This is a genomic window from Saxibacter everestensis (genome assembly GCF_025787225.1).
GTDB lineage: Bacteria > Actinomycetota > Actinomycetes > Actinomycetales > Brevibacteriaceae > Saxibacter > Saxibacter everestensis.
This window is the reverse complement of the sequence record NZ_CP090958.1, coordinates 534,460-559,112: the sequence shown is the minus strand read 5'-3', so window position 1 is coordinate 559,112 and position 24,653 is coordinate 534,460. Positions and strand designations below refer to the sequence as shown.

At 63.7% G+C, this 24,653-nt stretch carries 19 protein-coding genes, 1 tRNA gene, 1 pseudogene and 1 riboswitch; of the genes and pseudogenes, 8 read left to right on the top strand and 13 right to left on the bottom strand.

Annotated elements, in window-relative coordinates:
- Position 1 precedes the first annotated feature (1 nt).
- Positions 2-922 carry a UTP--glucose-1-phosphate uridylyltransferase GalU gene (gene galU, locus LWF01_RS02625; RefSeq protein ID WP_349639486.1) on the bottom strand — a complete coding sequence of 307 codons (921 nt, stop codon included), beginning with the start codon at positions 920-922 and terminating at the stop codon, positions 2-4.
- A gap of 111 nt (positions 923-1,033) precedes the next feature.
- On the opposite strand from galU, the gene LWF01_RS02620 reads away from it, so the two are divergent.
- Entirely contained in the window at positions 1,034-1,726 is a 693-nt protein-coding gene (locus LWF01_RS02620) for a 5-formyltetrahydrofolate cyclo-ligase (RefSeq protein WP_349639485.1), read from the top strand.
- 89 nt (positions 1,727-1,815) lie between these two features.
- On the opposite strand, the gene LWF01_RS02615 is transcribed toward LWF01_RS02620, so the two are convergent.
- Positions 1,816-4,476: a penicillin acylase family protein gene (locus LWF01_RS02615; RefSeq protein ID WP_349639484.1), complete on the bottom strand. Its 2,661-nt coding sequence runs from the start codon at positions 4,474-4,476 to the stop codon at positions 1,816-1,818.
- Between the two features lie 157 nt (positions 4,477-4,633).
- On the opposite strand from LWF01_RS02615, the pseudogene LWF01_RS02610 reads away from it, so the two are divergent.
- A pseudogene (locus LWF01_RS02610) lies at positions 4,634-4,726 on the top strand (FmdB family zinc ribbon protein); the annotation flags it as partial.
- 62 nt (positions 4,727-4,788) lie between these two features.
- Here LWF01_RS02610 and LWF01_RS02605 read toward each other — a convergent pair.
- The gene (locus tag LWF01_RS02605) at positions 4,789-5,055 is read right to left on the bottom strand and encodes a hypothetical protein (protein WP_349640975.1); all 267 of its coding nucleotides are present in this window, start codon (positions 5,053-5,055) and stop codon (positions 4,789-4,791) included.
- A 22-nt stretch (positions 5,056-5,077) separates the two neighbouring features.
- On the opposite strand from LWF01_RS02605, the gene LWF01_RS02600 reads away from it, so the two are divergent.
- On the top strand, positions 5,078-5,725 hold the full coding sequence (locus tag LWF01_RS02600) for an SAF domain-containing protein (protein ID WP_349639483.1): 648 nt from the start codon (positions 5,078-5,080) through the stop codon (positions 5,723-5,725).
- 153 nt (positions 5,726-5,878) lie between these two features.
- The gene (gene mscL, locus LWF01_RS02595) at positions 5,879-6,289 is read left to right on the top strand and encodes a large conductance mechanosensitive channel protein MscL (RefSeq protein ID WP_349639482.1); all 411 of its coding nucleotides are present in this window, start codon (positions 5,879-5,881) and stop codon (positions 6,287-6,289) included.
- Positions 6,290-6,329: 40 nt separating this feature from the next.
- Here the strand turns inward: mscL and LWF01_RS02590 are convergent, their stop codons facing one another.
- A complete protein-coding gene (locus tag LWF01_RS02590; RefSeq protein ID WP_349639481.1) occupies positions 6,330-11,030 on the bottom strand; it encodes a DUF4011 domain-containing protein in 4,701 nt (1,566 codons plus the stop codon).
- 206 nt (positions 11,031-11,236) lie between these two features.
- Here LWF01_RS02590 and LWF01_RS02585 point away from each other — a divergent pair, with 206 nt between their 5' ends.
- Positions 11,237-14,920 carry a S8 family peptidase gene (locus LWF01_RS02585; RefSeq protein ID WP_349639480.1) on the top strand — a complete coding sequence of 1,228 codons (3,684 nt, stop codon included), beginning with the start codon at positions 11,237-11,239 and terminating at the stop codon, positions 14,918-14,920.
- Positions 14,921-15,077: 157 nt separating this feature from the next.
- Positions 15,078-15,150 (top strand) — tRNA-Arg (locus LWF01_RS02580).
- A 197-nt stretch (positions 15,151-15,347) separates the two neighbouring features.
- Here the strand turns inward: LWF01_RS02580 and LWF01_RS02575 are convergent.
- Positions 15,348-16,505, bottom strand: coding sequence for an MFS transporter (locus LWF01_RS02575; protein ID WP_349639479.1), 1,158 nt, complete (start codon positions 16,503-16,505; stop codon positions 15,348-15,350).
- A 138-nt stretch (positions 16,506-16,643) separates the two neighbouring features.
- The gene (locus tag LWF01_RS02570) at positions 16,644-16,985 is read right to left on the bottom strand and encodes a hypothetical protein (protein WP_349639478.1); all 342 of its coding nucleotides are present in this window, start codon (positions 16,983-16,985) and stop codon (positions 16,644-16,646) included.
- Between LWF01_RS02570 and LWF01_RS19230 the strand changes: the two genes are divergently transcribed.
- Both LWF01_RS19230 and LWF01_RS02565 read left to right on the top strand, forming a co-directional pair.
- Entirely contained in the window at positions 16,953-17,063 is a 111-nt protein-coding gene (locus LWF01_RS19230; RefSeq protein WP_432762010.1) for a CGNR zinc finger domain-containing protein, read from the top strand. The genes LWF01_RS02570 and LWF01_RS19230 overlap by 33 nt on opposite strands.
- 172 nt (positions 17,064-17,235) lie before the next feature.
- On the top strand, positions 17,236-17,784 hold the full coding sequence (locus LWF01_RS02565) for a GNAT family N-acetyltransferase (protein WP_349639477.1): 549 nt from the start codon (positions 17,236-17,238) through the stop codon (positions 17,782-17,784).
- A 226-nt stretch (positions 17,785-18,010) separates the two neighbouring features.
- Here LWF01_RS02565 and LWF01_RS02560 read toward each other — a convergent pair whose 3' ends face one another.
- The 7 genes from LWF01_RS02560 to pdxH form a co-directional block, all read right to left on the bottom strand.
- Positions 18,011-18,637, bottom strand: coding sequence for a GOLPH3/VPS74 family protein (locus LWF01_RS02560; protein ID WP_349639476.1), 627 nt, complete (start codon positions 18,635-18,637; stop codon positions 18,011-18,013).
- A 397-nt stretch (positions 18,638-19,034) separates the two neighbouring features.
- The gene (locus LWF01_RS02555) at positions 19,035-20,033 is read right to left on the bottom strand and encodes a universal stress protein (RefSeq protein WP_349639475.1); all 999 of its coding nucleotides are present in this window, start codon (positions 20,031-20,033) and stop codon (positions 19,035-19,037) included.
- A 70-nt stretch (positions 20,034-20,103) separates the two neighbouring features.
- Positions 20,104-20,604: an HNH endonuclease gene (locus tag LWF01_RS02550; protein WP_349639474.1), complete on the bottom strand. Its 501-nt coding sequence runs from the start codon at positions 20,602-20,604 to the stop codon at positions 20,104-20,106.
- A 407-nt stretch (positions 20,605-21,011) separates the two neighbouring features.
- The gene (locus tag LWF01_RS02545) at positions 21,012-21,746 is read right to left on the bottom strand and encodes a C40 family peptidase (RefSeq protein ID WP_349639473.1); all 735 of its coding nucleotides are present in this window, start codon (positions 21,744-21,746) and stop codon (positions 21,012-21,014) included.
- Between the two features lie 18 nt (positions 21,747-21,764).
- Positions 21,765-22,445, bottom strand: a complete 681-nt coding sequence (locus LWF01_RS02540; RefSeq protein WP_349639472.1) for a C40 family peptidase — start codon at positions 22,443-22,445, stop codon at positions 21,765-21,767.
- Between the two features lie 98 nt (positions 22,446-22,543).
- Positions 22,544-22,707, bottom strand: a riboswitch (cyclic di-AMP (ydaO/yuaA leader).
- 159 nt (positions 22,708-22,866) lie between these two features.
- Positions 22,867-23,553, bottom strand: coding sequence for an iron-dependent transcriptional repressor DtxR (locus LWF01_RS02535; RefSeq protein ID WP_349639471.1), 687 nt, complete (start codon positions 23,551-23,553; stop codon positions 22,867-22,869).
- 401 nt (positions 23,554-23,954) lie between these two features.
- Complete coding sequence (gene pdxH, locus LWF01_RS02530) at positions 23,955-24,638, bottom strand: pyridoxamine 5'-phosphate oxidase (RefSeq protein WP_349639470.1); 684 nt, start codon at positions 24,636-24,638, stop codon at positions 23,955-23,957.
- Positions 24,639-24,653 lie beyond the last annotated feature (15 nt).

Below are 24,653 nucleotides of genomic sequence, written 5' to 3'. Positions count from 1 at the left end.
ACTACAGGTTCACCGAGTAGGTCTTCAGCCAGTCACGCAGATCGGGGCCCAGGTCCTCCCGGTCGACGGCAAGCTGGATGACGGCCTTGAGGTAATCGAGCTTGTCACCGGTGTCGTAGCGACGTCCTCGGAACACCACGCCGTACACGCCGCCCGATGACGGATCCTGGGCGAGGGTCTGCAGGGCATCGGTCAGCTGGATTTCGCCGCCGCGTCCGGGCACGGTCTTGCGCAACACCTCAAAGATCTCCGGCGCCAGAACATAACGCCCGATGATCGCGAGGTTACTGGGTGCGTCCTCGACCGCTGGCTTTTCGACCAGTTCGGTCACCCGAACGACATCGTCGTCGTCCGTGGTCTGCATCGCGGCACAGCCGTACATATTGATGTGCGCAGGGTCGACCTCAAGCAGGGCGACAACGGAACCCCCGGTGGCCTGCTGCACCTCGATCATCTTCGTCAGCAGCGGATCCCGGGCATCGATCAGGTCATCCCCGAGCAGCACCGCGAAGGGTTCGTGACCGACATGCTCCGCCGCCTTCAGCACGGCGTGGCCCAGGCCCAGCGGATCGCCTTGGCGGACATAGTGGATGTCGCCGAGTTCTGACGACTCGCGGACGGCCTGCAGTTTAGCCAGATCGCCCTTCTTCTCGAGAGCGGCCTCGAGGCCGTCGACTCGATCAAAGTGGTCTTCGAGAGGTCGCTTGTTGCGTCCGGTCACCATCAGGATGTCGGCGAGACCGGCGGAGACCGCCTCTTCCACGACGTATTGAATGGCCGGCTTATCGACGACCGGGAGCATTTCCTTGGGAGTTGCCTTGGTGGCCGGAAGGAAACGGGTGCCGAGTCCGGCGACCGGGATAACCGCCTTCCGGACTCCTAATGCCGGCGTCGTGGATGCGCTGTGTGATTGAGCTGTCATGTACTTACCCTAATAGCTAGCCTGCGGACAGCCGCACGGAAGTCCCGCAACCAGGCCGCTGGAGCCCCGCCAACTCAGGCGCGCTGTGGACGAAGAACCAAGGTGGTGACTGTGAGAACTGAAACAAAGCCAGGTATCCGGCGCGTTGTCCGGCAGGCACGACGCGCTATGCCGGCGGAGGTGCGTCGGGATGCCGCCGAGGCGTTCGAGGCGGGGTTCTTTGCGATCCAGGACGGCGTCCGTGCCGTTGCCGGCTATCTGCCATTGGCCACTGAACCGGATATCGAGCCGCTACTTCGCCGTGCTCGCAATGCCGGAACGCCCGTCTACCTGCCGGTTGCCGCGCCGGAACGCACGCTGTGCTGGGCGCTCGATTCCGGCCGGTACTCGGCGAGCGCCATCGGCGGCGGCCCCGAACCGATCGGTGAACGGCTCAGCACCGAAGACATGGTTCGACGGGTCGACGTCATCCTGGTACCGGCCCTGGCCGTCGACCGTGCCGGACATCGCCTCGGCCAGGGTGGCGGTTACTACGATCGCGCGTTCGCGGCGTTGATCACGGGGCAGGTCACCGGCCAGCCCCGGCCGAGCCTGAACCAGTCCGGACCGGGCCTGAGCCTGAGCCAGTCCCGGCCGAGCCTGAGCCAGCCGGCAAAGTCCGGGGTCCGCCGGCCGGAGTTCTGGGCCGTGGTCTACGACGACGAGGTGCTCGAAAACGGTGCGCTGCCCGCCGAGCAACACGATCTGATCGTGGATGCCGCCCTGACCCCGTCCGGGCTGCTGCGCTGCACCGTGCCTGCCTGAGGCCGGTCATTCGTGGGTTTGTCAACTACTAGTGGGAAATAACGCACGAGTCGACGACAAATCCACGAGTCACCAGCTGAGGAACGGCTCTACCCTGCTCGTTCCGCCAGCAGCCGCATCTCGTCCTGCGTTGCGTTATCGACCGCCTTGCCGGAATAGGGCCAGGGGAAGGTTTCTCCGGCGGCCCAGGCAGAAAGCTGATCCAGGTAGTTCGGGCTGAACGGATGGGCCGAGTTTCCGGTCACGCTAACCCAGGTGGAGCGATCGAAGTTCCCGAAGTCGAGCACCATGCGCATCGAGGGGCCCGACTCGACGTCGTACCCGGGTTTCGAGGCGTCCCAGCTGGTGGCATTCACCAGTCCGGTGCCGCCGCCGATGCCGACCGGCTTCGCGTTGAATGCCCCGCGGATCAGCGCTGGAACACCTTCGCCGCCAAGTGGAGACTGCTCGAGCCTGAGCTGGTGCAGCATGCCCCATTCCCAATGTTCAGGGTTCTTGCCGAGCGACGCCGTCAGTTCGCTCCGCGCAGATGTCAGAGCCTCGGCCAACATCAGGTCGCGGTTCTCCACACTGTTCTGTGTCCTCGAATCGTCCCACCACTTGTTGTCGGGATCATCGAGCAGTTTCATCACCGCCGCCATCCAGCGGTCACTGCCGTCCGCGCTCATTCCCTCCGGCAAGTCGGCGTCGAATGTCACCCGTTGCAGATTCTTCCAGACGGCATTGAAGTAGGCTGCCGGCGCAGAGTCGGCCGGCTGAGTGTAGTCCCAGCCCCTCAGCAGGTCGACCGCTTCCCTGGTGAATTCGTCGACGTAGACGTCCTCCAGGTAGGGGACCAGCTTTTTCGCGAACTCGTTCGTCGATGAGTTCTGGATGGCGTTCATGTCCGCCGCGGTCAGCTTCCTGCCTGACTTTTTCGCGGCCGAAATCTGTTGCTGTATTGCCTTGGCCCGGAACCCGTAATCGAAATCAGCACCAAGGAACTCCGCGGCGCCCGGTTCGATAACCGGTTGATTCGCCGTGACGATCACCCCGTCCCTGGGGTCGAGCACGCTGGGCAGCTCGTCGAAATCGACGAAGCCCTGCCAGTCATAGGAGCTGTCCCAGCCGGGCATCGGCCAGCTGCCGTCGGAGGGAGCCGGCGCGTCGCTGACGTTGTTGCGCACCGGGATCTTGCCTGGCGTTTGATAGCCGATATGCCCGGCCGTGTCGGCGAAGACGATGTTCTGGCCGGGAACCTCGAAGCTACGGGCCGCCTCACGGACATCGTCAAAGTTCTCTGCGGTGTTCAGCAGGAAGATCGCGTCCGCCGTCCGGCCCGGCGTGAGCGCCGTCCAGGAAAGCGACAAGGCGTATGGGCGGCGTTGCTGAGCCTCTTCGTCGTCGTCCTCCCCAGCGGGAGCGGCGTCTTTCTGACCGTTGGGCACTGATCTGCTCGCGGTCTTCGCGTCATCGTAGGCGTCGGAGATCAGCGGGCCATGCACGGTGGAGCGCACCTCGATTTTGACCGAGGGAGCGCCGGCAATCCTGATCTCTTCTGTCCGGGTCTCCAGCGGGACGTCCTCGCCATCTCGCCGATACGTGTCGCCGTCGACCTCTTCGAGGTAGAAATCGGTGACGTCAGCGCCCAGGTTGGTGAAGCCCCAGCCAACCTTCTGGTTGTGCCCGATGAAGATGCCGGGCAGCCCGGAGAAGCCGAAACCCGCGACGTCGAACGGACAGGCTTCGCCGACTGATTTGCAGTGCAGACCCGCCTGGTACCAGATGTTCGGCGCGGCCAGGCCCAGGTGCGGATCATTGGCCAGCATGGGTTTCCCGGTCGCAGTGAGCTCTCCAGAGACGACCCAGGAATTCGATCCGATGCCGTCACCGGTGCCCAGCAGGTTCGGCACCGCGTTCAGGGCCTTGTGCGCGGCGCCGGCCGGATTGCCTGCCCGAAGGCCCTCTACCCAGGCGTGCGAGTCGGCTTCCGCGGCCCCTCCGGCGGAAGCGGACTCCTCAACCGTTCCCTTGACACTTTCGCCGCGTCCGGCCGCGAGTTCCTTGGCGGTGACGATTGTCGGGTGGTCTTCCGGGTAGGCCGGGAACAAGGAATCGACCGTCTCCGGCTCCTTCACGGTAGACAGCATTCCGGCACGATCGAGCTCGTCGTTGAAGTTCGTTTTCAGATCCCAGGCCATCGCCTTCAGCCAGGCCAGCGAATCGACCGGCGACCAGCGGGCCACGCTGTCGATCTCGTTATTCATGCCGAGCACCGTGTACGCCAGCCCAAGCTGACGGGGCGATTTGCCGGCCAGGTAGGCGTTGACGCCATCCGCGTACGCCTGCAGGTACTCGCGCGTCGACTTGTCGAGCAGCGGCAGTTCCTTTTCGGCGACCCGGCGCCAGCCAAGCGTCCGGATCAGCTTGTCCGCCGCGAGTGCGTCCGGGTTCTCTCCCACCAGTTCGGACAGCCTGCCGGCCGTAACGTGCCGGCGGTAGTCCATTTCGAAAAAGCGATCCTGTGCGTGGACGAACCCCTGTGCATAGAACAGGTCATCGGAGTGTTCCGCGTAAATCTGGGGGATGCCGAGCTCGTCGCGTTTGATCGTCACATCCTTGGCCAGCCCGGGAACGGTGACGTCGTCGGTGTACGACGGCAATGGGCTTCGCACAACGGTTGCGATCGTCATGGTGGCGATCAAGGCCAATACTGCCAGCACGGCGATGGTCAGGATCGCAGTCTTCTTCACCGTGCTCGCTGTGCTCACGGCTCCGAGCCTAGCCGATCCAACGGCCTTCGCTGTGAAGGCACGGCCTTCGTCGTGGACGACACTGACCAAGGATTTCGCCGGTCAGCTCACGCAGGAGTATCATTAGCACTCGAGCCATTAGAGTGCCAAACCGCGAGCTTTTCAGGGGGAAGACGTGCCACAGTATGCCTACGCGTGCACTGCCTGCGACAACAAATTCGACATCCAGCAGTCCTTCAGTGATGCCGCGCTGACAGTGTGCCCGAGCTGCGAGGGACGTCTGCGCAAAGTATTCGGCACCGTCGGCGTGGTCTTCAAGGGTTCCGGCTTCTACCGCAATGACTCGCGTAGTACTTCCAGCGGGTCGGCCGCCGCGAAGAAGAGCCCGGCCGAAAGTTCCGCTTCCGGTTCCGGCTCGACATCCTCCGATAGTAAGTCCGGCTCGGCATCTACCGGCGCCTCGACGAGTTCGTCATCATCTTCCTCATCGTCCGACTCGTCAGCCGCGAAGGCACCCGCCGCCTCGTAGTTTTTCCACAGCTTCCCCGGCGTCCGCAAACTGTCCACAGATCTGCGCCGGCCAGGTCCATCGGGCATTTGGCCGCCATATTGTCGACCTATGGCAGACATCCTCCGGTCGGTGACCAGCCGGCTGACGTCCCGGCGATTCCTTCGCTACCGTCGGTTGATTGCCGCACTCTGCTGCGGCCTCGCGGCCACGTTTGCGGTGACGATTCTGACTCCGGACACCGGCTCGGTGCGGGTACTGGTCGCTGCTCACGACATCCCGGCAGGTGCGCGGATCTTGGCTTCCGACCTGTCGGCGAAACTCTTTCCTCCGGCACTGGTGCCGGACCAGTCCGTGGCTGAGCCGGCATCGGTGACCGGTCGATCGACCTCGGTAGCGCTGCCGCGGGGTACCCCGCTCACGACTGCCTCGCTGCGCGGTCCGGGGGTTCTGGTGGGAACAGACAATGACGTGGCGATGCCGATTCGGTTTGCCGACGGGGAAGCGGCCAGCCTGCTATCTACCGGGCAACGGATCAACCTGTATGCCTCTGCCCCGGCCGGCGATGGGCTTAGTGGCGAGACCGCCGTCATTGCCGAGGACGTCATCGTTCTGCAGGGGCCATCGAACCCGCAGCCGGGCGCATTCAGCCCGGATTCCTCCGCCGTGCTCACTGTCGGGGTGAGCCACGAGGTGGCCAAGCGAATCGCCGCAGTATCCGATTCGGCGGTTCTGCGCTTTGTTGTGCTGCCCGATTAGCTTGGCCGACTCGCCCCGGCGTCCCGATGCCGACTCGCCCCGGCATTCCTGGCGACGATGCTGGTTTAAGTATTGTTGGGCTCACAGGACCAATTTTTCTACCGGCCGCCGTCTCGTCGACGCCGGCCAGCTACCGGTATCGAAAGGATCGACGTGCTAAAGGGCTTTAAGGACTTCATTCTGCGAGGCAATGTGATCGAGCTCGCGGTCGCGGTCGTGATTGGGTCGGCCTTCACCGCAATCGTCACCGCAATCAGCACGAACCTGATCAACCCGATCATTGCGTCATTGGGCTCGGCAAACATGAAGGGCCTCGGCTTTTTCATCAAGCCAGGAGTGGACGCCACATTTGTTGACTTCGGCGCGGTGATTACTGCGTCGCTGAACTTCCTGATCGTCGCCGCGGTCGTCTACTTCTGCTTCGTTCACCCAATGAACATTTTCGCCGACCGGCGCAAGCGTGGCCAGATCGAAGAAGAGGTCCCGGCCACCGAGAGCGAACTGCTCAGCGAGATCCGCGACCTGCTCGCGGCACAGAACGGAACCGGGACACACCGCAACTAGCTCCCGCACTCAGGCCCTGGCTGGGGCGGTCCGACGGCGACTACCAGTGCGGAGGACGCTCCCGGAGCAGACGCTCGTCGTTCGAGTCGCCGGAATCGCCCCAGCCTTGATTCTCATCCTCACGAGCGAGTTTCGGTAATACTGGCTCGACATCCGGCCGGGTTTTTTTTACCTCAGCCTGGGTTTCCGTCGGGCCATCATCGACCGTGCGGCCGCTCGATTCATCGGAAACCGCACCGCCGTCATCGTCCGAGCGGCCGGTCGAATCGCCGGCACCGTCTGCACCGTCGGCAGCCACGCCCTCAGCGTCAGTGCCGCCGGTCGAATCGTCGGCAGTCGCACCGTCGGGTGCCGCGCCGCCCCCGGCACTGCCCGTCTCGCCATTCACCACATCATCCGCTTTCACGCTTGCCTGCGCCGCTGCGGCAGCGCCGGCCTTGGCCTCGGCCTCTCGCTCCCGGAGTCGGCGGACCGCCTCGGTCAGGATCTTCTCCCCTTCGTCGGTGCGTCGCTTTTGGGCCAGCGCGATCCTCAGCATCTCGCGCAGATCGTCGTTGGCTCGCTCCACCCCGTCCGAGCGGATCCAGTCCAGCATCGCATCGAGATCCACCTCACGATAGGTGGGCAACGGTAGCCCCGGCGCCACGTTCGGCCGATCACCCTTGCGCCGGAAAACCTCGGCAGCTGCACGCGCGGCCCCGAGCACTGCCTGCGGCGACAGTTCCTCGACAGCAGCCTTCCAGGTGTCGAAAATTCGGTCGGTCTCGGCCTGTGGGTCGGCGAAGACGTCAGTGCTCCACACTCGCACATAGTGCCAGCCGCGCCGGCTCAACTGCTCTTCCCGGATTCGCTCACGTTCCCGAATGCTGGCCGTGCCCGCGTATCGGGTGCCATCGGATTCGACCGCGACGAGCATACCGCTGTCATCGGCCTGCAGGTTTGCCACCGCGAGGTCGATCTCTCCGGCGTAATTCACTTGACCGAACAGGCCGCGACGCAGCAGCCGCTCCGATATGTCTGCAAGCAATGGATCTGATTCAGCTGTCGCGGCGAGCAAATCCTGGCCGGAATCCAGCGGATCCGCACTCTGGCTGCCCTTGGCGACCTCAGAGAGAAAGTTCGGCAGCAACGATGCTCCATGGTGCAGTTTGCTCTCGTCCAGGTCGGCCGCGGTGAAACAGGACACCACCGTCAGTCGTCGCCGGGCACGCGTTATCGCCGCGGCCAGGTACTTCTCGCCACCGCGCGATGACAGCGGGCCCATCCGATGCAGCACCCGACCGTGCGCGGTACGCCCGTAACCGAGCGAGAAGATCACGGCGTCCCGGGTGGTCCCGTACAGGTGCTCACTGTCCAGGACCACAAAAGGTTCATGTGCGCGTTCACTGAAGAACGAGGCGACGTACGGGTAGTCGACCAGCGCACGCTGTATCGCCTCGGAAACCCGCTGGGCATGCAGCGGCGAGATCGTGACGACTGCCAAAGTCTGGCGCGGACGATTCCGGGCGTGATCGAGCACTAGCCGAACGACGCGGTCTACCTCTGCATCGACGCTCTCCACCTGATCTGATGCCGGATCCGGCATGCCGGTTCCGTCGGCCACATAGGCGAATTCAAGTCCGGAACCGTCCCCGGAACGGGCGAATGGCAGGCTCGAAATCGTCGAATCGTAAAAGTGCTCATTGACGAACCTGGCCAGGCCCGCCGGGCAAGTTCGGTAGCTGGTGTGCAGGCGATAGCGTGGCAGCACCTCGCCGAGCGAAGCGAATACCGATGCGTCGGTCCCATCGGCCTTCTCGCCGAACGGGCCGAACCGCCGGTCGGCGCCGACGACGAACGTCGAAGGCCCCAACAGCTTCTCGTCGCCGAACGCAATGACCTGATGGGCACGTGCGATAGCCGGGGCCGCTTCCGGAGTGGAAACCCGGGCGGAGTCCGCAATGATGACAGCGTCGAAGAATTGTCCGGTCGGCAGCACAGCGGGTACCTGAAGCACACTCATCACCCAGACCGGGGCGAGTGCGCCAACCACATCCGGGGCGCGGCGAACCAGCGGCCCGACGTCCGCCGTCTGCGAGCGCAGCGCGTCGCGAAGCACTCCGGCCTGGTCCGGGTACGTCGAAATCGCGGTCTTCCAACCCGAGGCGAGCGCCCAGCGGACCCGTTCAGACCCCATGTCGATGTGACGCCGGTCGGCGATCCGGAAGTCTGCGGCCACACGACGCATGTGGTCACCGTCGTGCCCCCCAACGGCAGGATCGTCCGCCGCCATCGCCTGCAGGACGGAGGCCCACCACGCCAGCTCGAACTCCTGCGCCACCAGATCGTGCGACACCTTGCGTTGCCGTAGATCCGCGACCAGCTCGCCAAGACCGGCGGCGCGCAGCGTGCCGTCCAGCTCGGTTCGCTCCGGAAGATCGGTCAGCGCGTCGTCATCGTCGCTCAGCGCCTCAAGCCGGGCCTGCAACTCGCCCAACTGCATTCGTTCCAGCCCGGCTCCGTCCGGCGTTGTTTCCATAACCGGGTTCAGCTCCTGCAGGTCGTCCCACAGTGATGAGAACTTCTCGTTGACGTCGACCAGGCCGCGGGGTACGCGGGGCATGCCGTCATGCCGGGCAAGGCGGCCCCACCTAACCCTCTGGTCACGCACGTTGATCAGCGCCCTGTGCAGGTCGTCGACAATAGCGCCCGGCCGGACGAACTCCCGAGCCAGCTTCTTCAATCGCCGGCGCGCCATCGTGCCGATGTCCGAGCCGATTTTCGCGCGGTAGTCCGTGGTCCCGGTCGCCGCGATCATGTCGTCCAGTGGCTGTTCGAACACCTCGGGTGACATCCGGTCCAGCGTTTGCCGGATCTCCAGGAGTACGGTGAGCTGCTCCCGCCAGTGCGCAACAGTCCGCGCCGGCTTCAGATCTGCCTTCTCGGCAAGCTCCGGCATCCGGCTGAGCAGATCGGGCAACGACTCCGAGGTGATCCGATTCACGATCTCGTGTGCGGAGGCCGCTGCGTCATCTGTCGGCAGATACGCGCCGAACCAGGCCGTGTCCTCGACGCCGAGCGTGAAGGCGCCCAGGCTGGACAACCGCTCCAGGTCTCGTTCGAGCCGTTCACGCCGGCCGGACGGCGACTTCAACAGTTCCGGAGTCAGTCGCACAGTTGTGGCCGGCGCAGGACGCGCAGAGGTGAGCCGCGCCAGATGCTCCATGGCTCCGTGCGCCGAAACCCCCCAAGGCTCTCGCTCGAGATGCAGCGCATCGGTGTGGGCGGACAGCTCGGACCGAAATCCCCGCAGCGCGTCGAACACCTTGTCGGTGTCCGGCTTGACGGCACGTTCGTTGGCGGTGATCTTCCTGATCATCGAACGTTGGCGGGTCTTTTTCAGCTCGCGGGCGTCGAACGCGAAGTCGGTGAGCCCGGCTTCGTCGCAACGGGCGATGAAGTCGTCGAGCGAGTCACCGTTCTCGGAGACGAAGAGCACGCGCTTGCCCTCGTAGGCAAGGTTTGCGGCCAGGTTGACAGCGAGTTGAGTGGCTCCGGTACCTGGCGGAGTTTCAACACACAGGCTTTCACCGCCGATGGCGGCGTCGATGACTTCCTGCTGATCACCGTCGGCATCGAGGACAAGTAGTTCCCGGGCGGGATCCCGGTCCGGCAGCGGCGACGGTCGACCAGCGGAAGCGGGTGTTCGCTTCGCTCGCTCGGCCGCCGCGTCATTCCCGTCGATTTTGCCGGCGGTCAGGTTGGCGGCACCACGGGCCGCCGCGGCGTCACGGGCGATGGATTCCGTGTAGGCAAGGGCGGTGAGCATCGGGTTGTCGTGCGGGAGGCGCTCGTCCCGAAACGGACCGGCGATATCGGCGAACGTCGAGACGACCAGCCGCTGCGTGACGGTGAAAGACGACACCCGACCGGTCAGCTTGCGCAACCGATCGAGCACCGGGACCGGGTCGAAGCTGCCAGGTCTGTCGGCAAGGGCAACCCACTCCTCGGCCGGCACGTCGAGGTCGTGGGTGTTCCGCAGAAAACGGGTCAGCGCCGGGTTGACCACGAGGTCGTCGTCGAGGGTGATCTCGAAATCCTCCAGCCGATGCCCGCGTGGCACCAGGCTGACCCGGCGCAACAGAACCGGCGCACAGATGTCGAGGGCCTGCGTTCCCTTGGCGCCGTTCCAGGTTGCCAGACCGACCGCCAGGTACGCGGCGTCCAGCGCACGTTCGGAGCGGAGCTGATGAGCCTTCGCACGGATCGATCGCGCCCTGCGCCGGGCGTCCGCGAGCGCGTCATGGTCGCGGATCAGGCTGGAAAGCCGGGTCGCCCGCCCGGCCAGAAGCTGTGCGAGGCCCGAGGGGTGGGCCTGGGTCAGGTCGATCGTGCCCTCGCGAGAGTCGCGGTAGTTCAGCAGGGTGTCGCGTCCGCCAAGGTTGCCGACCTGCTCGGACCAGCGGCCGAATGCCTCATCAAGTGAGTTGGGATCAAGGCCGACATCCCCGGGCCCGCTACCACCGGAACCACCCGGCACCGCGCGACCGGCAGCGATGGCGTCCACCGCGTCGTCATCCGCAGGCTGACCACCCCGCGCCGCGGCATCAGCATGTGCTCCGCCGCCTTCGGCATCACTGGAAAGCTTCCCGGCGCCTGGCACAGCGGATGGCGCGACGGCGATGCGCGGCTCGCCGGCACGCGTTGCGTGATCTGGCGTTGCCGACGTCGACTCCGGCTGGTCGGGCTGATGATCTGACACGCCTGAAAGGCTATCGAATCTTTGCCCGTGATTGCTTGCGCAGCGCCGGTTGCCGAGCAGAAATGTGACACAAGTCTTCACAAGCGTCGCTGATATTCGGTAGTCTCCCGACTTGTGTAGATCACTTTCACATCACTCTTACAGCTGACTGTGAGACGTCCCGGACTCCCGGGAGCGCAGTCGTCGGTAAGGACATGAGGAGATTCATGCTGAGAACACAATCAGCCACCGGCGCGCGTTTCGGCGCGGCAGTGCTGGCCGGAGCGATAGCGGTGACCGGGTTTATGGCTGGAGTTGATCCGGCCGCCGCGGCACCGGACAAGAAGGCTGAAGGCCTTTCGACCTCCACCAAGAAACCGAATGAAAAGATCTCCCCTCGGCTGAGCAAAGCCAACGGGGAGATTTCTGTTTTCGTACGTTTCACCGGCGATGGCGCCTACGAAATCGCGAAGGCGGAAGAAAATGTCAGGACCGCCGACGGCGATCCGAGCCTGAACCTTAAGGGCGACGCCAAGAAGTCGGCCAGGGAAGCGCAGAAAAAGATCGAGGCCAGGGCCGACGACGTTGTCGAAGCCGTCGACGGCAAGGCAACAGAACTCTACGTCACGAAGAACGCCATCCCCGGCGTTGCGGTGCGCGCGGATGCCGCGGCAGTGCGAAAGCTGGCCGAGCGGGACGACGTCGAGAGCGTCACCCCGATCGTCACCAAGTCCAAGAGCAATAAGGGCACCGACACGTACACCAAGGCATTCAATGCCTGGACGGAGAAGCAGCAGACCGGCAAGGGCGCAACGGTCGCTGTGATCGACTCGGGCCTGGATTACACCCACAAAGACTTCGGCGGTCCGGGCACCAAAGAATCCTACGAGGCGGCGAAGAAATCCCCGACCGTCCCGGAAGGCTCCTTCGATGCCGACAAGTTCTATGGCGGCTACGACCTGGCCGGCGACGATTACAACGCCGACCCGGACTCGGACACCTATCAGCCGGTTCCCAAGCCGGACAAGAATCCACTCGACTGCGTCGGTGAATCCGGCGGCCACGGTACCCACGTCGCCGGCAGCGCAGCCGGTTACGGCGTCGACGCGGCGGGTTCGACCTTCGACGGCGACTACACAAAGTTGAGCGCGGACGACGTCGGCAAGATGAAGATCGGGCCAGGCAGCGCGCCGGAGGCACAGATTGTCGCGTTGCGGGTTTTCGGCTGCAACGGTAGCTCCGATGTGGTCGGAAAGGCCCTCGACTTCGTACTCGATCCCAACGCCGACGGCAGCTTCGCCGATGTGGTCAACGTGGTCAACATGTCCCTCGGCTCGGATTACTCCACGGTGGACGACCCCGAGAACGCGATAATCGATGAGCTCACCCGCCACGGTGTACTCTCAGTCGTCGCATCCGGAAACGCCGGCGACATAACGGATGTCGGCGGCTCCCCCGGCAACGCCCGCTCGGCGCTGACGGTCGCGAACTCGGTCGGCGACACGGTTGCCGCCGACGAGGCGACTGTTACCGCGCCGGAGGAACTGGCCGGTAAGTACCCCGGCCAGTACAGCGCGAGTTTCGCCTACGAGAACAAGGATTACGAAGGCGATGTGGTGACCGCTCCTTCCACGAACGCCACGGGCTGCAAGCCGTTCAGCTCCGAGGCGTCCGAAAAGTTCAAGGGCAAATGGGTCTGGCTGGAGTGGGACGATAACGACGCCACCCGGGAGTGTGGTTCCGCAGTCCGCTGGAACAACGTTGAGGCAGCCGGCGGCAAGGGTGTCGTCCTCGGCTCGACGCTGGACACCTTCGAGGCCGGCATCGCCGGAAACTCAACCATCCCTGGTATCCAGTTCGTGAAGAGCGCCTCAGCCAAGCTCAAGCCGGCCGCGGAAGCTGGAACCCTGCACGTCGTTCTTAACGGCAGCGGTCTCGCATCTGCGACGGTGAACTCCAACAAGGGCGGAACGATGAACTCCAGTTCGTCCCGCGGAGTGCACGGGTCGCACGGCATCGTGAAGCCCGATATCAGCGCACCAGGAACCTCGATCGCCTCGGCACAGGTCGGCAGCGGCAACGGCGGCTCGGTGAAATCCGGGACTTCGATGGCCACGCCGCATGTGGCGGGTATAGCCGCGCTGATGTACGGTGCCACCTCCCTGGATGCCGCGCAGATCAAGGCAGCGCTGATGAACACGGCCGACCGTGACGTGACGGTGAAGGCATCCGAAGGCAGCCCGGTTTACGGACCGAATCGCTCAGGCGCCGGCGTCGTCAATGCGCTGGCAGCTGTCTCGGGGACCCTCCGCGCTGCGGCTACCGATGACCCGACGCTGGTCAGCGTGAACTTCGGTGTTCTGGAGGCCGCCGATGAGCGGATCAGCATCGACCGAAAGGTCACGGTGACCAACAGCGGTTCCAAGGCGGTAACCCTCTCGAGTAAGTTCGCGGCATCCAACAAGATCCCGGGCGTCAGCATCAAGACGTCGGGCGATGTCCGGGTATCTGCCCGCTCCTCGGCCGAGGTCACGGTTACTCTGAGGATCACTGATCCGAAGAAGCTGACCAAAGCGATGGACGCCTCGCTCGAAAAGGAGCAGGGCGGCGTGCCGCGGAACTACCTGGCTGATGTTTCGGGTCGTCTGCTGCTCGATCCAGGAACCGCCGGATCCGAGGTCAGAGTTCCGGTGTATTCCGCACCCAAGCCGACCTCGGATATGACGGCCGGCGACGCGGTGACCTTCAAGAACAAGAAGTCACTGTCCACCACCATCCGGTTGTCCGGCCGCGATCTTGACCAAGGCACCGGAACTGAGGCCTACCGGTCGATCGTCGCTCCGATGGAGCTGCAGTCGGAAAGCCCACGGCTGGCCGATGACGAGGTCGCCAACCACACAGCACGTTCCGCCGACCTGCAGAACGTCGGGGTTTCCTCCACGGTTCCAGCGCTCAATGAAAGCGATGGCGATGTGAAGGACGGCATCGTGACATTCGGCATCAGCACCTGGGGCAATTGGGCAACGCTCGGCGCGGCGACCGTTCCGGTAGTGACGATCGACACTAACCGTGATCGCAAGCCGGATTATCAGGCCCAGGCCACCGCGGTTACCGGGATCGATACCGTGATCGTTCAGGTCAACAAGCTCAATCCGGACGGCAGCCTCGGCGACACCACAAGTCAGCTGCCACTCAATGGTCAGTGGGGAGACGTGGACACGAATGTGTTCGACACGAACGTCGCCACTCTCCCGGTTCCGCTGGCAGCCATTGGGCTGGACGGTTCGAAGACCGCACCATTCAACTACACGGTGGAGACATATACTTCGTACCCCACCAAGGATGGCGACCCTTCGGGCTTGCTCGACAAGACGAAGTCCCGGACCTTCGACCCCGTGAACCCCTCGCTCTGGTTTACCGGATCCGACGAGGGCCCATGGTTCCTGGATCAGGCCGGTGCCACGCTGACCGTCAACCGGGCCAAGAAGGCAGACAAGGCCAAGGCGCTGTTCCTGCATCTGCACAATGCCACGGTGGATCCGGACAAGGTTGCGGCCCCGGCCAAAGCCACGACAGACGGTCCGGTCAGCGTGCAGGCGAAATGCGTCAGCGACAAGGTAGTGCTGAGCGTAACTGTGAAAAACGAGCTGCGAGGTGCGGCCAACGTCTCAATTTCCTCGCCGCTTGGCGCAAGGCAGTTCAAGAACGTAGCCAACGGTAAGTCCGTGACCCAGAACTTCAACTCGGGCACAGATGCAATTTCCGAGGGCAAGGTCCGGGTCGCCGTTTATAGCGCGGGCAAGGGACGCTTCGAGTACAAGACGTACTCCGTGAGGTATTCCGAATTCAGCTGTGACTCCGGCGAAAACGGCAAGGCAGAGATACTGCCGGTTAGGATCGGCAAGAAGTAACCGGTACGAGTAATAGGCCCTGACCAGCGATTTTGCTGGTCAGGGCCTATTACATTGCGGGCCCTGGGCGTGGATCGCCTTGTAGACCGATACCAGTTGCGCGCGGAGCGGGCCGACGTCAGAGCCGCACCGATCATCCGCTACCATTAACGGGCAGGCCCCCGTAGCTCAGGGGATAGAGCACCGCTCTCCTAAAGCGGGTGTCGCGTGTTCGAATCACGCCGGGGGCACAATCCTGACCAGGTGTTTTGTTTTTACGGATCGATTCTTCCTAGGTCGTCACGTAAGAATTGCGTAAACTAGCTTCCGACCGCATCCGGTCCAGCCTGTCCGCGAGCACGTCGAGATCGTCGTCAAACAGGTCTAACAGCGTCGACTGCCTCATGGACGGTCGTTTGCGGATCAGCGTGATCCGGCTTTCGCGGCTCTACTGTTTGTCTTGTCTTCGCATTCCACGTATGAGAAGGCCGCTGGCGATAAGGACGCCGGTCGCAATGAGGAGCGCCCAGCTTTGGCCGGTAATCGCCAGCAATGTGGCTCCCACGGCGAAGCCGATGCTCTGCGCAGCGAACGCGAGCGTTAACCCACCGCTGCGACTCGCGGGGGCGTCGTCGTCGAATACGTGGGATCTGAGTCCGAGCACCGCGGCCGTGGGGAGCCCGATGAGCACGAGACCGATCATTGCCGTCAGCCAGGTTGGACCGAACGAGAGGAGAACGCACCCGATGATCAAGGAAGTCAGGAGGATCAGAAGTCGCTTGCCTGGCCATCTCTGCTGCATCGCTGAGATGTCGAGCCAGGCCCCGATAGCACCTGATCCGGCAAGGATGAAGAAGAAGAGCCAGGCAGACCCGACGGAGAGTCCGAGCCCGACGGCCAGACCGACGGCTCCCGCCTCGACAGCACCGAGGGCCAGGCCTACCCCGAGGCTGAGAAAGGACCACGACACCCATTTTCCTACGGGTCGCGCGGGGGCCGGCGTGGTGAGCTCGCGTTGCTTTTCCAGCGTGCGGGAGCGTGGTTTGAGTACCGGCACAGAGATCACTGCGAGCAACGCCACGACGGCGACCGCGACCGGGGCGCCGACCGCGCCGGCGGTCACACCTACCGAGACCGCGACGGGCGCGAGGAAGATCACGGCGTCCTGCGCCAGCGCGTCGATTGTCGAAGCGCGCGCCTGGTTCGACTCTGACACAGCATCCGACATCATCGAGCGCACGAGTCCTGCGGTACCTGCCATGGTCGCCCCCGCCACCAGCGCAACGGGCACCAGCACAACCATTTCTGCTTTTGCCGCAACTGTGAATACGAACGCGAGCCAGCAGCTCGCGCAGGCGATGAGCTGCACCGTCAAGAGGCGCCGAGGTGGCCAGCGGCGCTGAACTGAGATCGCGATCGGCGTTCCGAAAAGCATGCCCATCACACTGGCACCGGCGAGCACTCCGCCCTGATCTGGGTCCTCGGCGATCAACGCCGCGACCGATGTGAAGGCCACAGCCGACATCAATACGGGAGCGCGCGAGAGCGAGGCGACCGTCAGCCACCACCAGAAACGTCCACCTAGCGGTGATCTCTCTAGAGCCATGATTCCAACGTAACGCATATCTGCCCAATCACCCGTTACGATAGAGGCATGCCCGCATCTCTCCTCCCACGTTCAGGACGCGAGCTCTTGCTCGCTTTTGTCGATTCGAGGCCCGAGCACGGCTTTCCCGACGAACTACTAACTCTGGCCGACCTGAGACGGTTCCAATCCGACGCAGACGAAGCTGGCCTTCAGTTGGCGCGTCAGGTGCGAGATGAACTTTCCCTGACGCTTCTCGGGCCACGCGACGCCGCAGCAGCACCACTCAATGCCATGTGTGACCGCCTTGGAGTGCGGCCCGCCCTGGAGCTGGTGGGCGTCATCCGGTGGCGAATCGAGCGCGGAGGCAACCTCACCCCTCTTCTTACGGATCTCGTGAGTGCGGCGATGGAACTTTGGATGACTGGTGACCTCGACCACGTCCACGTCTGCGAGGCCGAGGCGTGCATCGTCCCATTTGTCGACGGATCCCCTCGACACAATCGTCGGTACTGCAGCGACACCTGCGCCACGCGCACGCGCGTGCGGCGGCACCGTCGGAACGCCGATTCCAGCTAATGCTCGTCGGTTCAGGTTGATGGCACCCCACCGCGACATATATCACCGCTAGAACACCGCCTCCTTACGCTGCGACTCACAGTTCACTGGTGAGATGCCGGTTCGTAATCCGAGATCGTGCCGTTCACGGTTCGGGCTGAGTGCGGTCGGCGACACCAGTAGGCTCTACCGTGTGATCATTTCCTTCACGCGAATCGATCCCTCCGGGGGAGACCATGACGCTCTCATTGAGTTCATGACGCGGAACGAGTTTCCGTTCCACGGGTGCCCGCGCCCGGGCGCCGCGGACGTTGAAGCCTCGATTAGCAAAGGTGCCTACCGAGACGAGGACAACGACTCGTTCTGGATCGATCACAGCGAGGTCGGACGCATCGGCTTCTTTCGTCTCGAGGACCTGAGCGACGACGCCCCCCTGTTCGACCTCCGTCTTGACGGCCCGTTCCGAGGCCGCGGCCTCGGAGTCCATACCCTCAACGCGGCTACCCACCACGTGTTCAGCACCATGCCGAGCGTCAACCGCTTCGAGGGACAGACCCGTGAGGACAATACAGCCATGCGCAAGACCTTCGTCCGCTGTGGCTGGCTCAAAGAAGCGCACTACCGGGAAGGGTGGCCGGTAGACGGCGGCGCGCCGCTCGCCTCGGTTGCATACAGCATCCTGCGGCGCGACTGGGAGACCGGGCAAACGACGACATTTGCCTGGGACGACCTAACCACCTGAGGTACCTGCCCGACCTGCTCTGGAGCAAACGGCCGCAGACCGTTCAGTGAGGGATCAGCTTGCGGAACGCCAGCCCGGCTGGCCATCGCTCGTCAGTGAGACCGCCACGAAGCGACCGAAGAACCCCGCCATTTAGCAGACGAACTCACAGCATGGCCCTCTCAATCACCAACCTGGTCGCGCCGCACCTACCCGTGCATCAGTTCCCCAGTCCCATGGCCGGCTCTCAGACCGTAGTGCTCCGGATGAGGCGGACGGTCTCTGCCGCCCAGACTCCATCGGAGAGCTGCTTCGCGCGGCGGCGCACGTGGCGCGCCGGTGTGCCGTCGGGGTTGATGGTGCTGTGAGCCCGCTCGAGGGCATAGAGGAGCGCCACAATCACCCGCATGCGCGGGGTCGGTTCCTGACCATTCAGCAGCACAGCCGAGAGCTCACGGTACAGGGAATCTTTACTGCTGGAATCAACGGCGGGCCAGAGGTTGATCGAAACCAAGCCCAGCACCCGCTTCTTGTCGCTGCGGAGGATCCCGCGGTCCACGAGCTGCTCGAGCAGCTCTTGTTTCAGCGCCTTCGTCCCGATCAGCTTGACCAGTTCCCAGGAGTTGCGGTCTGCCTCGGCGACCGCAGCCAGCGCTCGCCCCAGCAGTGGGTCGCTGGGGGTTGGAGTGCCTTCGGCGATCTGGACCCGGGCGGGCTTGAACCGGCCAGGCTTCACGAGCCGGAGCGCCCCGGTCAGGTCGACCTCGGCCAGTAGCGCGGCCCCGAGGGCCTCGTTCAAATAGGACTGCTGGAGCTGGTTCCCGATCTCGTCATTGAAACACAGGAGCAAGAGATCTTCCGCGATCAGCGTCATCCGGCTCAGCCTACCGACGTCGGGCACTCTCGGCACACACGGCCCCCGCTGCACGCTCGTAGCGGACGACCCGACCGACATCACCTGGCTCGATCTCCACACCCGAAAGACCGAGCCCATCCCCACCGCGCACGGGAGCCAGGCCCGAAGTATCTCAACACCCGCAGTGGGCGGAGCGGAAGCTGTCGCGCAACTCCTGGGGGTAGGGAGCAGGCATAGTGCACATCCTTCCAGGCCGCCCACTGGGCAAGCCAGATCAGATGTCACCTATTAGTGCGACAGTCCCCCATCTGGTACCAAAGATGGCAGCCATCTCATCATTATTGCCCGGGGTTCCGAGAGTGCATTCTCACCTCCCGCGCACACACGGCACTGTGAAGTTGGACTGCGGACTCCGTCAGCACTCCGCTGGGTGAGCCTCAGACTCCTTCGTGACATGCACAACGACGGTAGGGCATTTCGAGTGGTGCAACACTGCCTGGCTGGTGGACCCCAACAGCAAGCCCGTGAATCCGCCACGGCCGCGGGATCCGACGACGAGCATCTCCGCCGTCTCAGACGCACGGACCAGTACTTCGGCCGGCGAACCATCAAACAGCTGCCAGTGCGCGTCCAGCTCGGGGTGCTTTTCCTTCAGTGAGGCCACGCAGCGGTCGAGGCCTTCCGTGCACTCGTGCTGATACCGCTCCATATCGGCCCTGGCGGGTAACCACTCCGGGCCGACGACGCTCGTGGTCAGCACTCCGATCAGCATCAGCGGCATTCGTTTCCGAGCCGCGACCGAGGCAGCGGTCCACAGTGATGGGCTCTGCCGACCCAGCGCGTCCACGCCGACCACGATGTAGCCGGAAAAATCCAGCAGATGGTCGTCGTCGGACCCCTCGGCCGGAGCCGCTGATTCATCGCTCCAGGACACCGCTATGGCCGACGAGCGTTCCCGGGCCTCGCGCCGCTCGTCCGGTTTCCAGTTGAGTGGGATGATCGCGGTGGGGCACGAAGAGTGCGCGGGAAGCGCACTCGAGACGTTCCCGAGCATCCGTCCGGCGAATCCACCCCGACCGCGCGAGCCAACTACCGCGAGTCCCGCACTCTTCGACTGCTCTACGAGCACCCCTGCGGCGTCGCCCACCTCGATCAGCGCCTCAACCTCGATTCCGCCCGCACGAACCTGCTCTGCGGCTTCTCGAAGCACGCTCTGTACCCCGTTACGAATTGTTTCGTCGTCGATCGGCACGTACGACACATCGATAGCGGTCGAGGCGACGCTTGGTATCGAATAGGCGCCGACTAGGCGTATCGGCCACCCGAGCGATGCGGCCTCCGTAATCGCCCATTCCAAGGCGTGCTGTGCTGCGTCTGATCCGTCGATTCCGACCAGTATGACTTTCTCACCCATGGAAGTCGCCCCCTGAATTTCGAGAGTGGGTGACTGCAGCTTAAGTCGCCGGATATGCCACGGCTAGTCGCTACGCCGCATTGGCATAAGAAAGATACTGATCCCACTGCGGCATCGTGCGTTCCGAGCCCCGAACCCACCAGCTGGTTCCGTGCGGCGCCTTCGGCCGGGCCTGCAGTACCCAGCCCATTTCCGCGGGAGTACGGCTTCCTTTGGCGTTGTTGCAGCGCAGGCAACACGCAACCAGGTTCTCCCAGCTGTCCTCTCCCCCTCGGGACCGTGGCAACACATGATCGATCGTGGTCGCCGTCCGCTCGCAGTAGGCGCAACGGTGTGAATCCCTGCGCAACACCGCGCGCCGGGAAAGCGGAGCCACCCGCGCGGTGGGGATCTTCACGTAGCGCCTGAGCAGGATCACCGACGGCCTGGCGAGGACCTCGCTCGAGCTGTGAATTGGCACGTCGTCGTCGGCCAGTATTGTCGCCTTGCCGGCCAGTACCAGGACGACGGCACGGCGGAACGAAACGACGGACAGCGGCTCGTAGCCAGCGTTGAGTACCAGAGTTCGCATCAGGGTCCTCCCGTTAGGGCCCTACCGACGGATTCGGTGGGCGGTGACGGCAACTGCGGGAGCCCGGCTCCCACACAAGCGATCCGAAAGGTGACGGCAACAAAAAAGACGCCGCACGGTGCGACGTCTTCCAAATTGCAGGGCTCGGCCCTGGGGTATCCGTATCTCGTTCTCCCAGATTCGGACGGACGTCAGACCGGGCTGGGTTGCCTGGTTCCAAACGTGGCCGAACATGGGAATCCCTTCGAATAACTTGTCCAAGGCAAGAGTAAGGCAAATAATCCCGCGGGCGCACCTCTTTTGCCGATCGCCGGTGAGCGGCAGATGCCGAATTCAACCGCCGGACGCAGAAAAGCCGCCCGATAGCCATATACCGGGCGGCTGCTGCTGTTCATCGCGGCTCGTGTCTAAAGAACCCTGATGAACGTCGTGTCTGAAGAGGAAAGATCCGAAATTTTTACTACATCACCGGTCTGCGGGGAGTGGATCTTCTTGCCATCCCCGAGATAAATCCCGATGTGGCCTGAGTGCCAGACCAGATCGCCGGCCTTGGCCTCGGACTGTGAAACGATCTTGCCGGCTCCGCGCTGGGCGCTCGATGTGCGAGGCAGGTCAACTCCAACCTGCTTGTACACATAGCCGGTGAAGCCGGAGCAGTCGAAACCGCTTGGACTGCTTCCGCCCCAAACGTATGGGACGCCGAGGTACCGCTTGGCAATCGAAACGACGCTCGCCGCGTTCTTGCCCTGCGGCTTTGCGTTCTCGTCGCTCGTCGATTCGGCGGCGGGAGCCTTGCGTTCCGAGTCCCGGCTTGCCGGTGCCGTGTCGCGCTCCGGCTCTGGCTCTGGCTTCGGCGCGGGCTTGGCCGCGAATGTTTCCTGGCTGAACCTGACCTGAGCACTGTCAACGGTGAGCGCCGCGTTGTTCACCGGAGCGGATTCCGATGCCGACGCTTCGCCTGCTGCGGCCTCTGCATGATCGGTGATCGCCTGAGCGGGTAGGCCCATGGCAACCACGAGACCCGAGGTCGCGGCGACGACGGCTCCTCGCCGTACGACTGTGCTACTGCTGGCCGCGACCGCTCCGCTCAGGATGCTGAGCGGAGTGGTCGCCGGGCCTTCTGCGCGGTGGGAGTTCGACATGGCGCCTCGAGACTCCGCTTAGAGAACGCGAATGTAGGTGACGCTGCCCATCCACGAATGCGAACGGTACGACGTGCCGGAGCCGGGGCTACCAGCGTCGTACATCATGCCGTTACCGGCGTAGATGCCGACGTGGCCCGGGTGCCAGACCAGGTCGCCCGGCTTGGCTTCGGCTGCGGAAACCACGCGGCCGGCTGCTTTCTGGGCACCGGAGGTACGAGGAAGGCTGACGCCGACCTGCTTGAATACGTATGCGGTGAAGCCGGAGCAGTCCCAGCCGCTCGGGCTGGTGCCGCCGTAAACATAAGGAACGCCGGTGTACTTCTTGGCGATCGAGATCACCGAAGATGAGGACTTCGACTGCGGCTTTGCCGACTCCGAGTCGCTGCTCTTGCTCTCTGCCTTGGGCGCGCTGCGTTCCGTCGAGCGCGATGCCGGCTCAGCCTGGCTCGCGGCCGACTCTGGTTCTGGTTCTGGCTTCGGCTCAGGAGCCTTTTCGGCGGTGAACGTTTCCTGCTCGAACGAGACCTTTGCGGTGTCGACGGTCAGCGCAGCGTTATTGACTGCCTTAACCTCGGTCGACGCGGACTTCGCGGTGTCGTCCGTCTTGTTCTCAAGCTCGGTTGCCTGGGCCGGCAGGCCCATGGCGACTACGAGTCCGGACGAAGCGGCGATAACCGCGGTGCGACGTGCTGCCACACCTGCGTTGCTACCGACAGCGTCGGAAAGAACTGAAAGTGGGGTTTTAGTGCGAACGTCCGCGCGGTGGCGGGACTGAATGGCGCTCTTAGACACAGAAGTTACCTCTCCATAGCCTGCGAGGTGAGCTGTCGGGTTCGGACTGGAGTTTGTCCGGAAGAAGGAATTGCACCTTCTACTTCACCCCTAGACAGATCCTGATCGGACCTGCCGGAAACTTGGTTCCCCCGTCGCTGCCTGGGATACGTGGCTCCAATGTGACGGCAGCGCTCGGCTTCCACATCGGGTCCCCCGGAGATTTCTCCCGGGGCGTCCCCAACCGTATCCGATCAGATTACAAATGTCACGCGAAGATCACGACTCGGTGTGTTTTCATCATCACATCGGGGCATCCTCGCAGGTCAGACACGGTTTTCAAATGTTACTTCCGCAGCACGAAAATGTGCGCGGCGACCTCAATCGGCAGTTCAAGTGCGTCTTCAGCGGCCTCCGGAGCGACCGTGATGAACGAGCCGGAGCGCTCCGCGCCGAGTTCGCCATCGGGCACGACGCCGCATTCGGCGAGTTGGCCAAGCAACTCCGGATCGACCTGAATCGGCTCGCCGATCCAGGCCACCGTCACACTCTCGCGTCCGTCGGCCGGCAGCGCGCTGACCAGGCTTTGCACCTCGGGCATCTTCACGTCCTCCAGGCCAAGGCCAGAGAGTCCCGGAATCGGATTGCCATAGGGGCTTGCGTCGGTGCTAGCCAGGAGTTTGACCAGCTTCCGCTCCACCTGTTCGCTCATCACATGCTCCCAGCGGCACGCCTCATCGTGAACGAGTTCCCATTCAAGCCCGACGACGTCGGCTAGCAGCCGTTCGGCCAGCCGGTGCTTGCGCATGACTTCAATCGCGCGCCCCCGGCCGTCGGCGGTGAACTCGAGGTGGCGGTCACCCGAGACGATCAACAGACCGTCGCGCTCCATCCTTGCCACGGTCTGGGAAACGGTCGGCCCGCTGTGGCCGAGCCGCTCGGCAATTCGCGCCCGCAGCGGGGTAACACCCTCTTCCTCAAGCTCCAGCACGGTCTTGAGGTACATCTCAGTAGTATCAATCAGGTCATTCACTGCGTGGGGCTCCCTTTGCCGCTGAAGTGAGGGACAGTGCCGTCTACTACCAACCGCACCTGCGACATTCAGGCACAGTCAGCTTGGACACTGCAAAATTACAAGCTATCAATCAGACTAGTAGGTGGCACCGACGTCGCGCACGAACCGTGACAGAACTTCGCCGTCAGGAGCCAGAAAATAATCACTGGCGCACTCGATGCAGCGAGGTTTAGCGTAGTAGTACACGGAAAAGGAGGTGGTCCAAAAACATGATTTCTTTTAGGACGCGTGAGGTGGCTGCTCGCTAGTCGCGAGCTAACCGCAAGCAAGGCTCTGGCTGGCAATCCAAGACAGCCACCGCGGCCCGCGAGTTTCGTACTTCGTCCATGCGAAGCAACACTCGCGGGCCGTTTGCGTGCTTACGGATACCGCCGCTCGACCCGCCAAGCCGCGGAGTCGGAGAGATTGGCCGGCTGCCGGGTTACCGACGCATAGACCAGCCGGTCGTGGAAACGGCCTTGCCGACCGGCCCAGAACTCGATCTCGGTGGGCTCGATCCGGAATCCGCCCCAGTGCGGCGGCCGCGGAACGACCTGCCCGGCAAAGCGGCGTTCGAACTCGAGCAGCCGGCTTTCCATCTCCGCGCGACTCGACACCGGAGACGACTGTCTCGATGCCCACGCTCCAAGTTGTGAACCGCGCTCCCTCGAGGCGAAGTATGCATCAGAAGCCGCTTCATCCACTTTCCGGGCGACGCCGCGGACCCGCACCTGTCGTTCGAGTTCATGCCAGGGGAAAAGCAGCGCCACCCGCGGATCGGCGTCGATCTGCGCAGACTTCAGCGACGCGTAGTTGGTGAAGATGGTGAACCCCGCGTCGTCGAACCCCTTGAGCAAGACGGTCCGCGCGGTCGGCCCGGAGTCGTCCGCCGTGACGAGAGCAACTGCGTTCGGCTCACGCAGCTCGGATTCTGCCTGATGAAACCAGCGGACGAACTGCTCCGCCGGGGTATCGGCCAGATCCGACTCGAGCAGGCCGTCGTTGTGATACTCGACCCGTTGGCTGGCGACTTCCGGCAGCTGAGACTCTGGCGATTTCGTCATACCTACGAGGGTAAG

Excerpts from the sequence above, each read along its gene's own strand:
- LWF01_RS02585 (WP_349639480.1), top strand. The coding sequence starts at position 11,237 with ATGCTGAGAACACAATCAGCCACCGGCGCGCGTTTCGGCGCGGCAGTG.
- LWF01_RS02600 (WP_349639483.1), top strand. The coding sequence starts at position 5,078 with ATGGCAGACATCCTCCGGTCGGTGACCAGCCGGCTGACGTCCCGGCGA.
- pdxH (WP_349639470.1), bottom strand. The coding sequence starts at position 24,638 with ATGACGAAATCGCCAGAGTCTCAGCTGCCGGAAGTCGCCAGCCAACGG.
- LWF01_RS02575 (WP_349639479.1), bottom strand. The coding sequence starts at position 16,505 with ATGGCTCTAGAGAGATCACCGCTAGGTGGACGTTTCTGGTGGTGGCTG.
- LWF01_RS02550 (WP_349639474.1), bottom strand. The coding sequence starts at position 20,604 with ATGCGAACTCTGGTACTCAACGCTGGCTACGAGCCGCTGTCCGTCGTT.
- LWF01_RS02555 (WP_349639475.1), bottom strand. The coding sequence starts at position 20,033 with ATGGGTGAGAAAGTCATACTGGTCGGAATCGACGGATCAGACGCAGCA.
- LWF01_RS02605 (WP_349640975.1), bottom strand. The coding sequence starts at position 5,055 with ATGCCCGATGGACCTGGCCGGCGCAGATCTGTGGACAGTTTGCGGACG.
- galU (WP_349639486.1), bottom strand. The coding sequence starts at position 922 with ATGACAGCTCAATCACACAGCGCATCCACGACGCCGGCATTAGGAGTC.
- LWF01_RS02545 (WP_349639473.1), bottom strand. The coding sequence starts at position 21,746 with ATGTCGAACTCCCACCGCGCAGAAGGCCCGGCGACCACTCCGCTCAGC.
- LWF01_RS02560 (WP_349639476.1), bottom strand. The coding sequence starts at position 18,637 with ATGACGCTGATCGCGGAAGATCTCTTGCTCCTGTGTTTCAATGACGAG.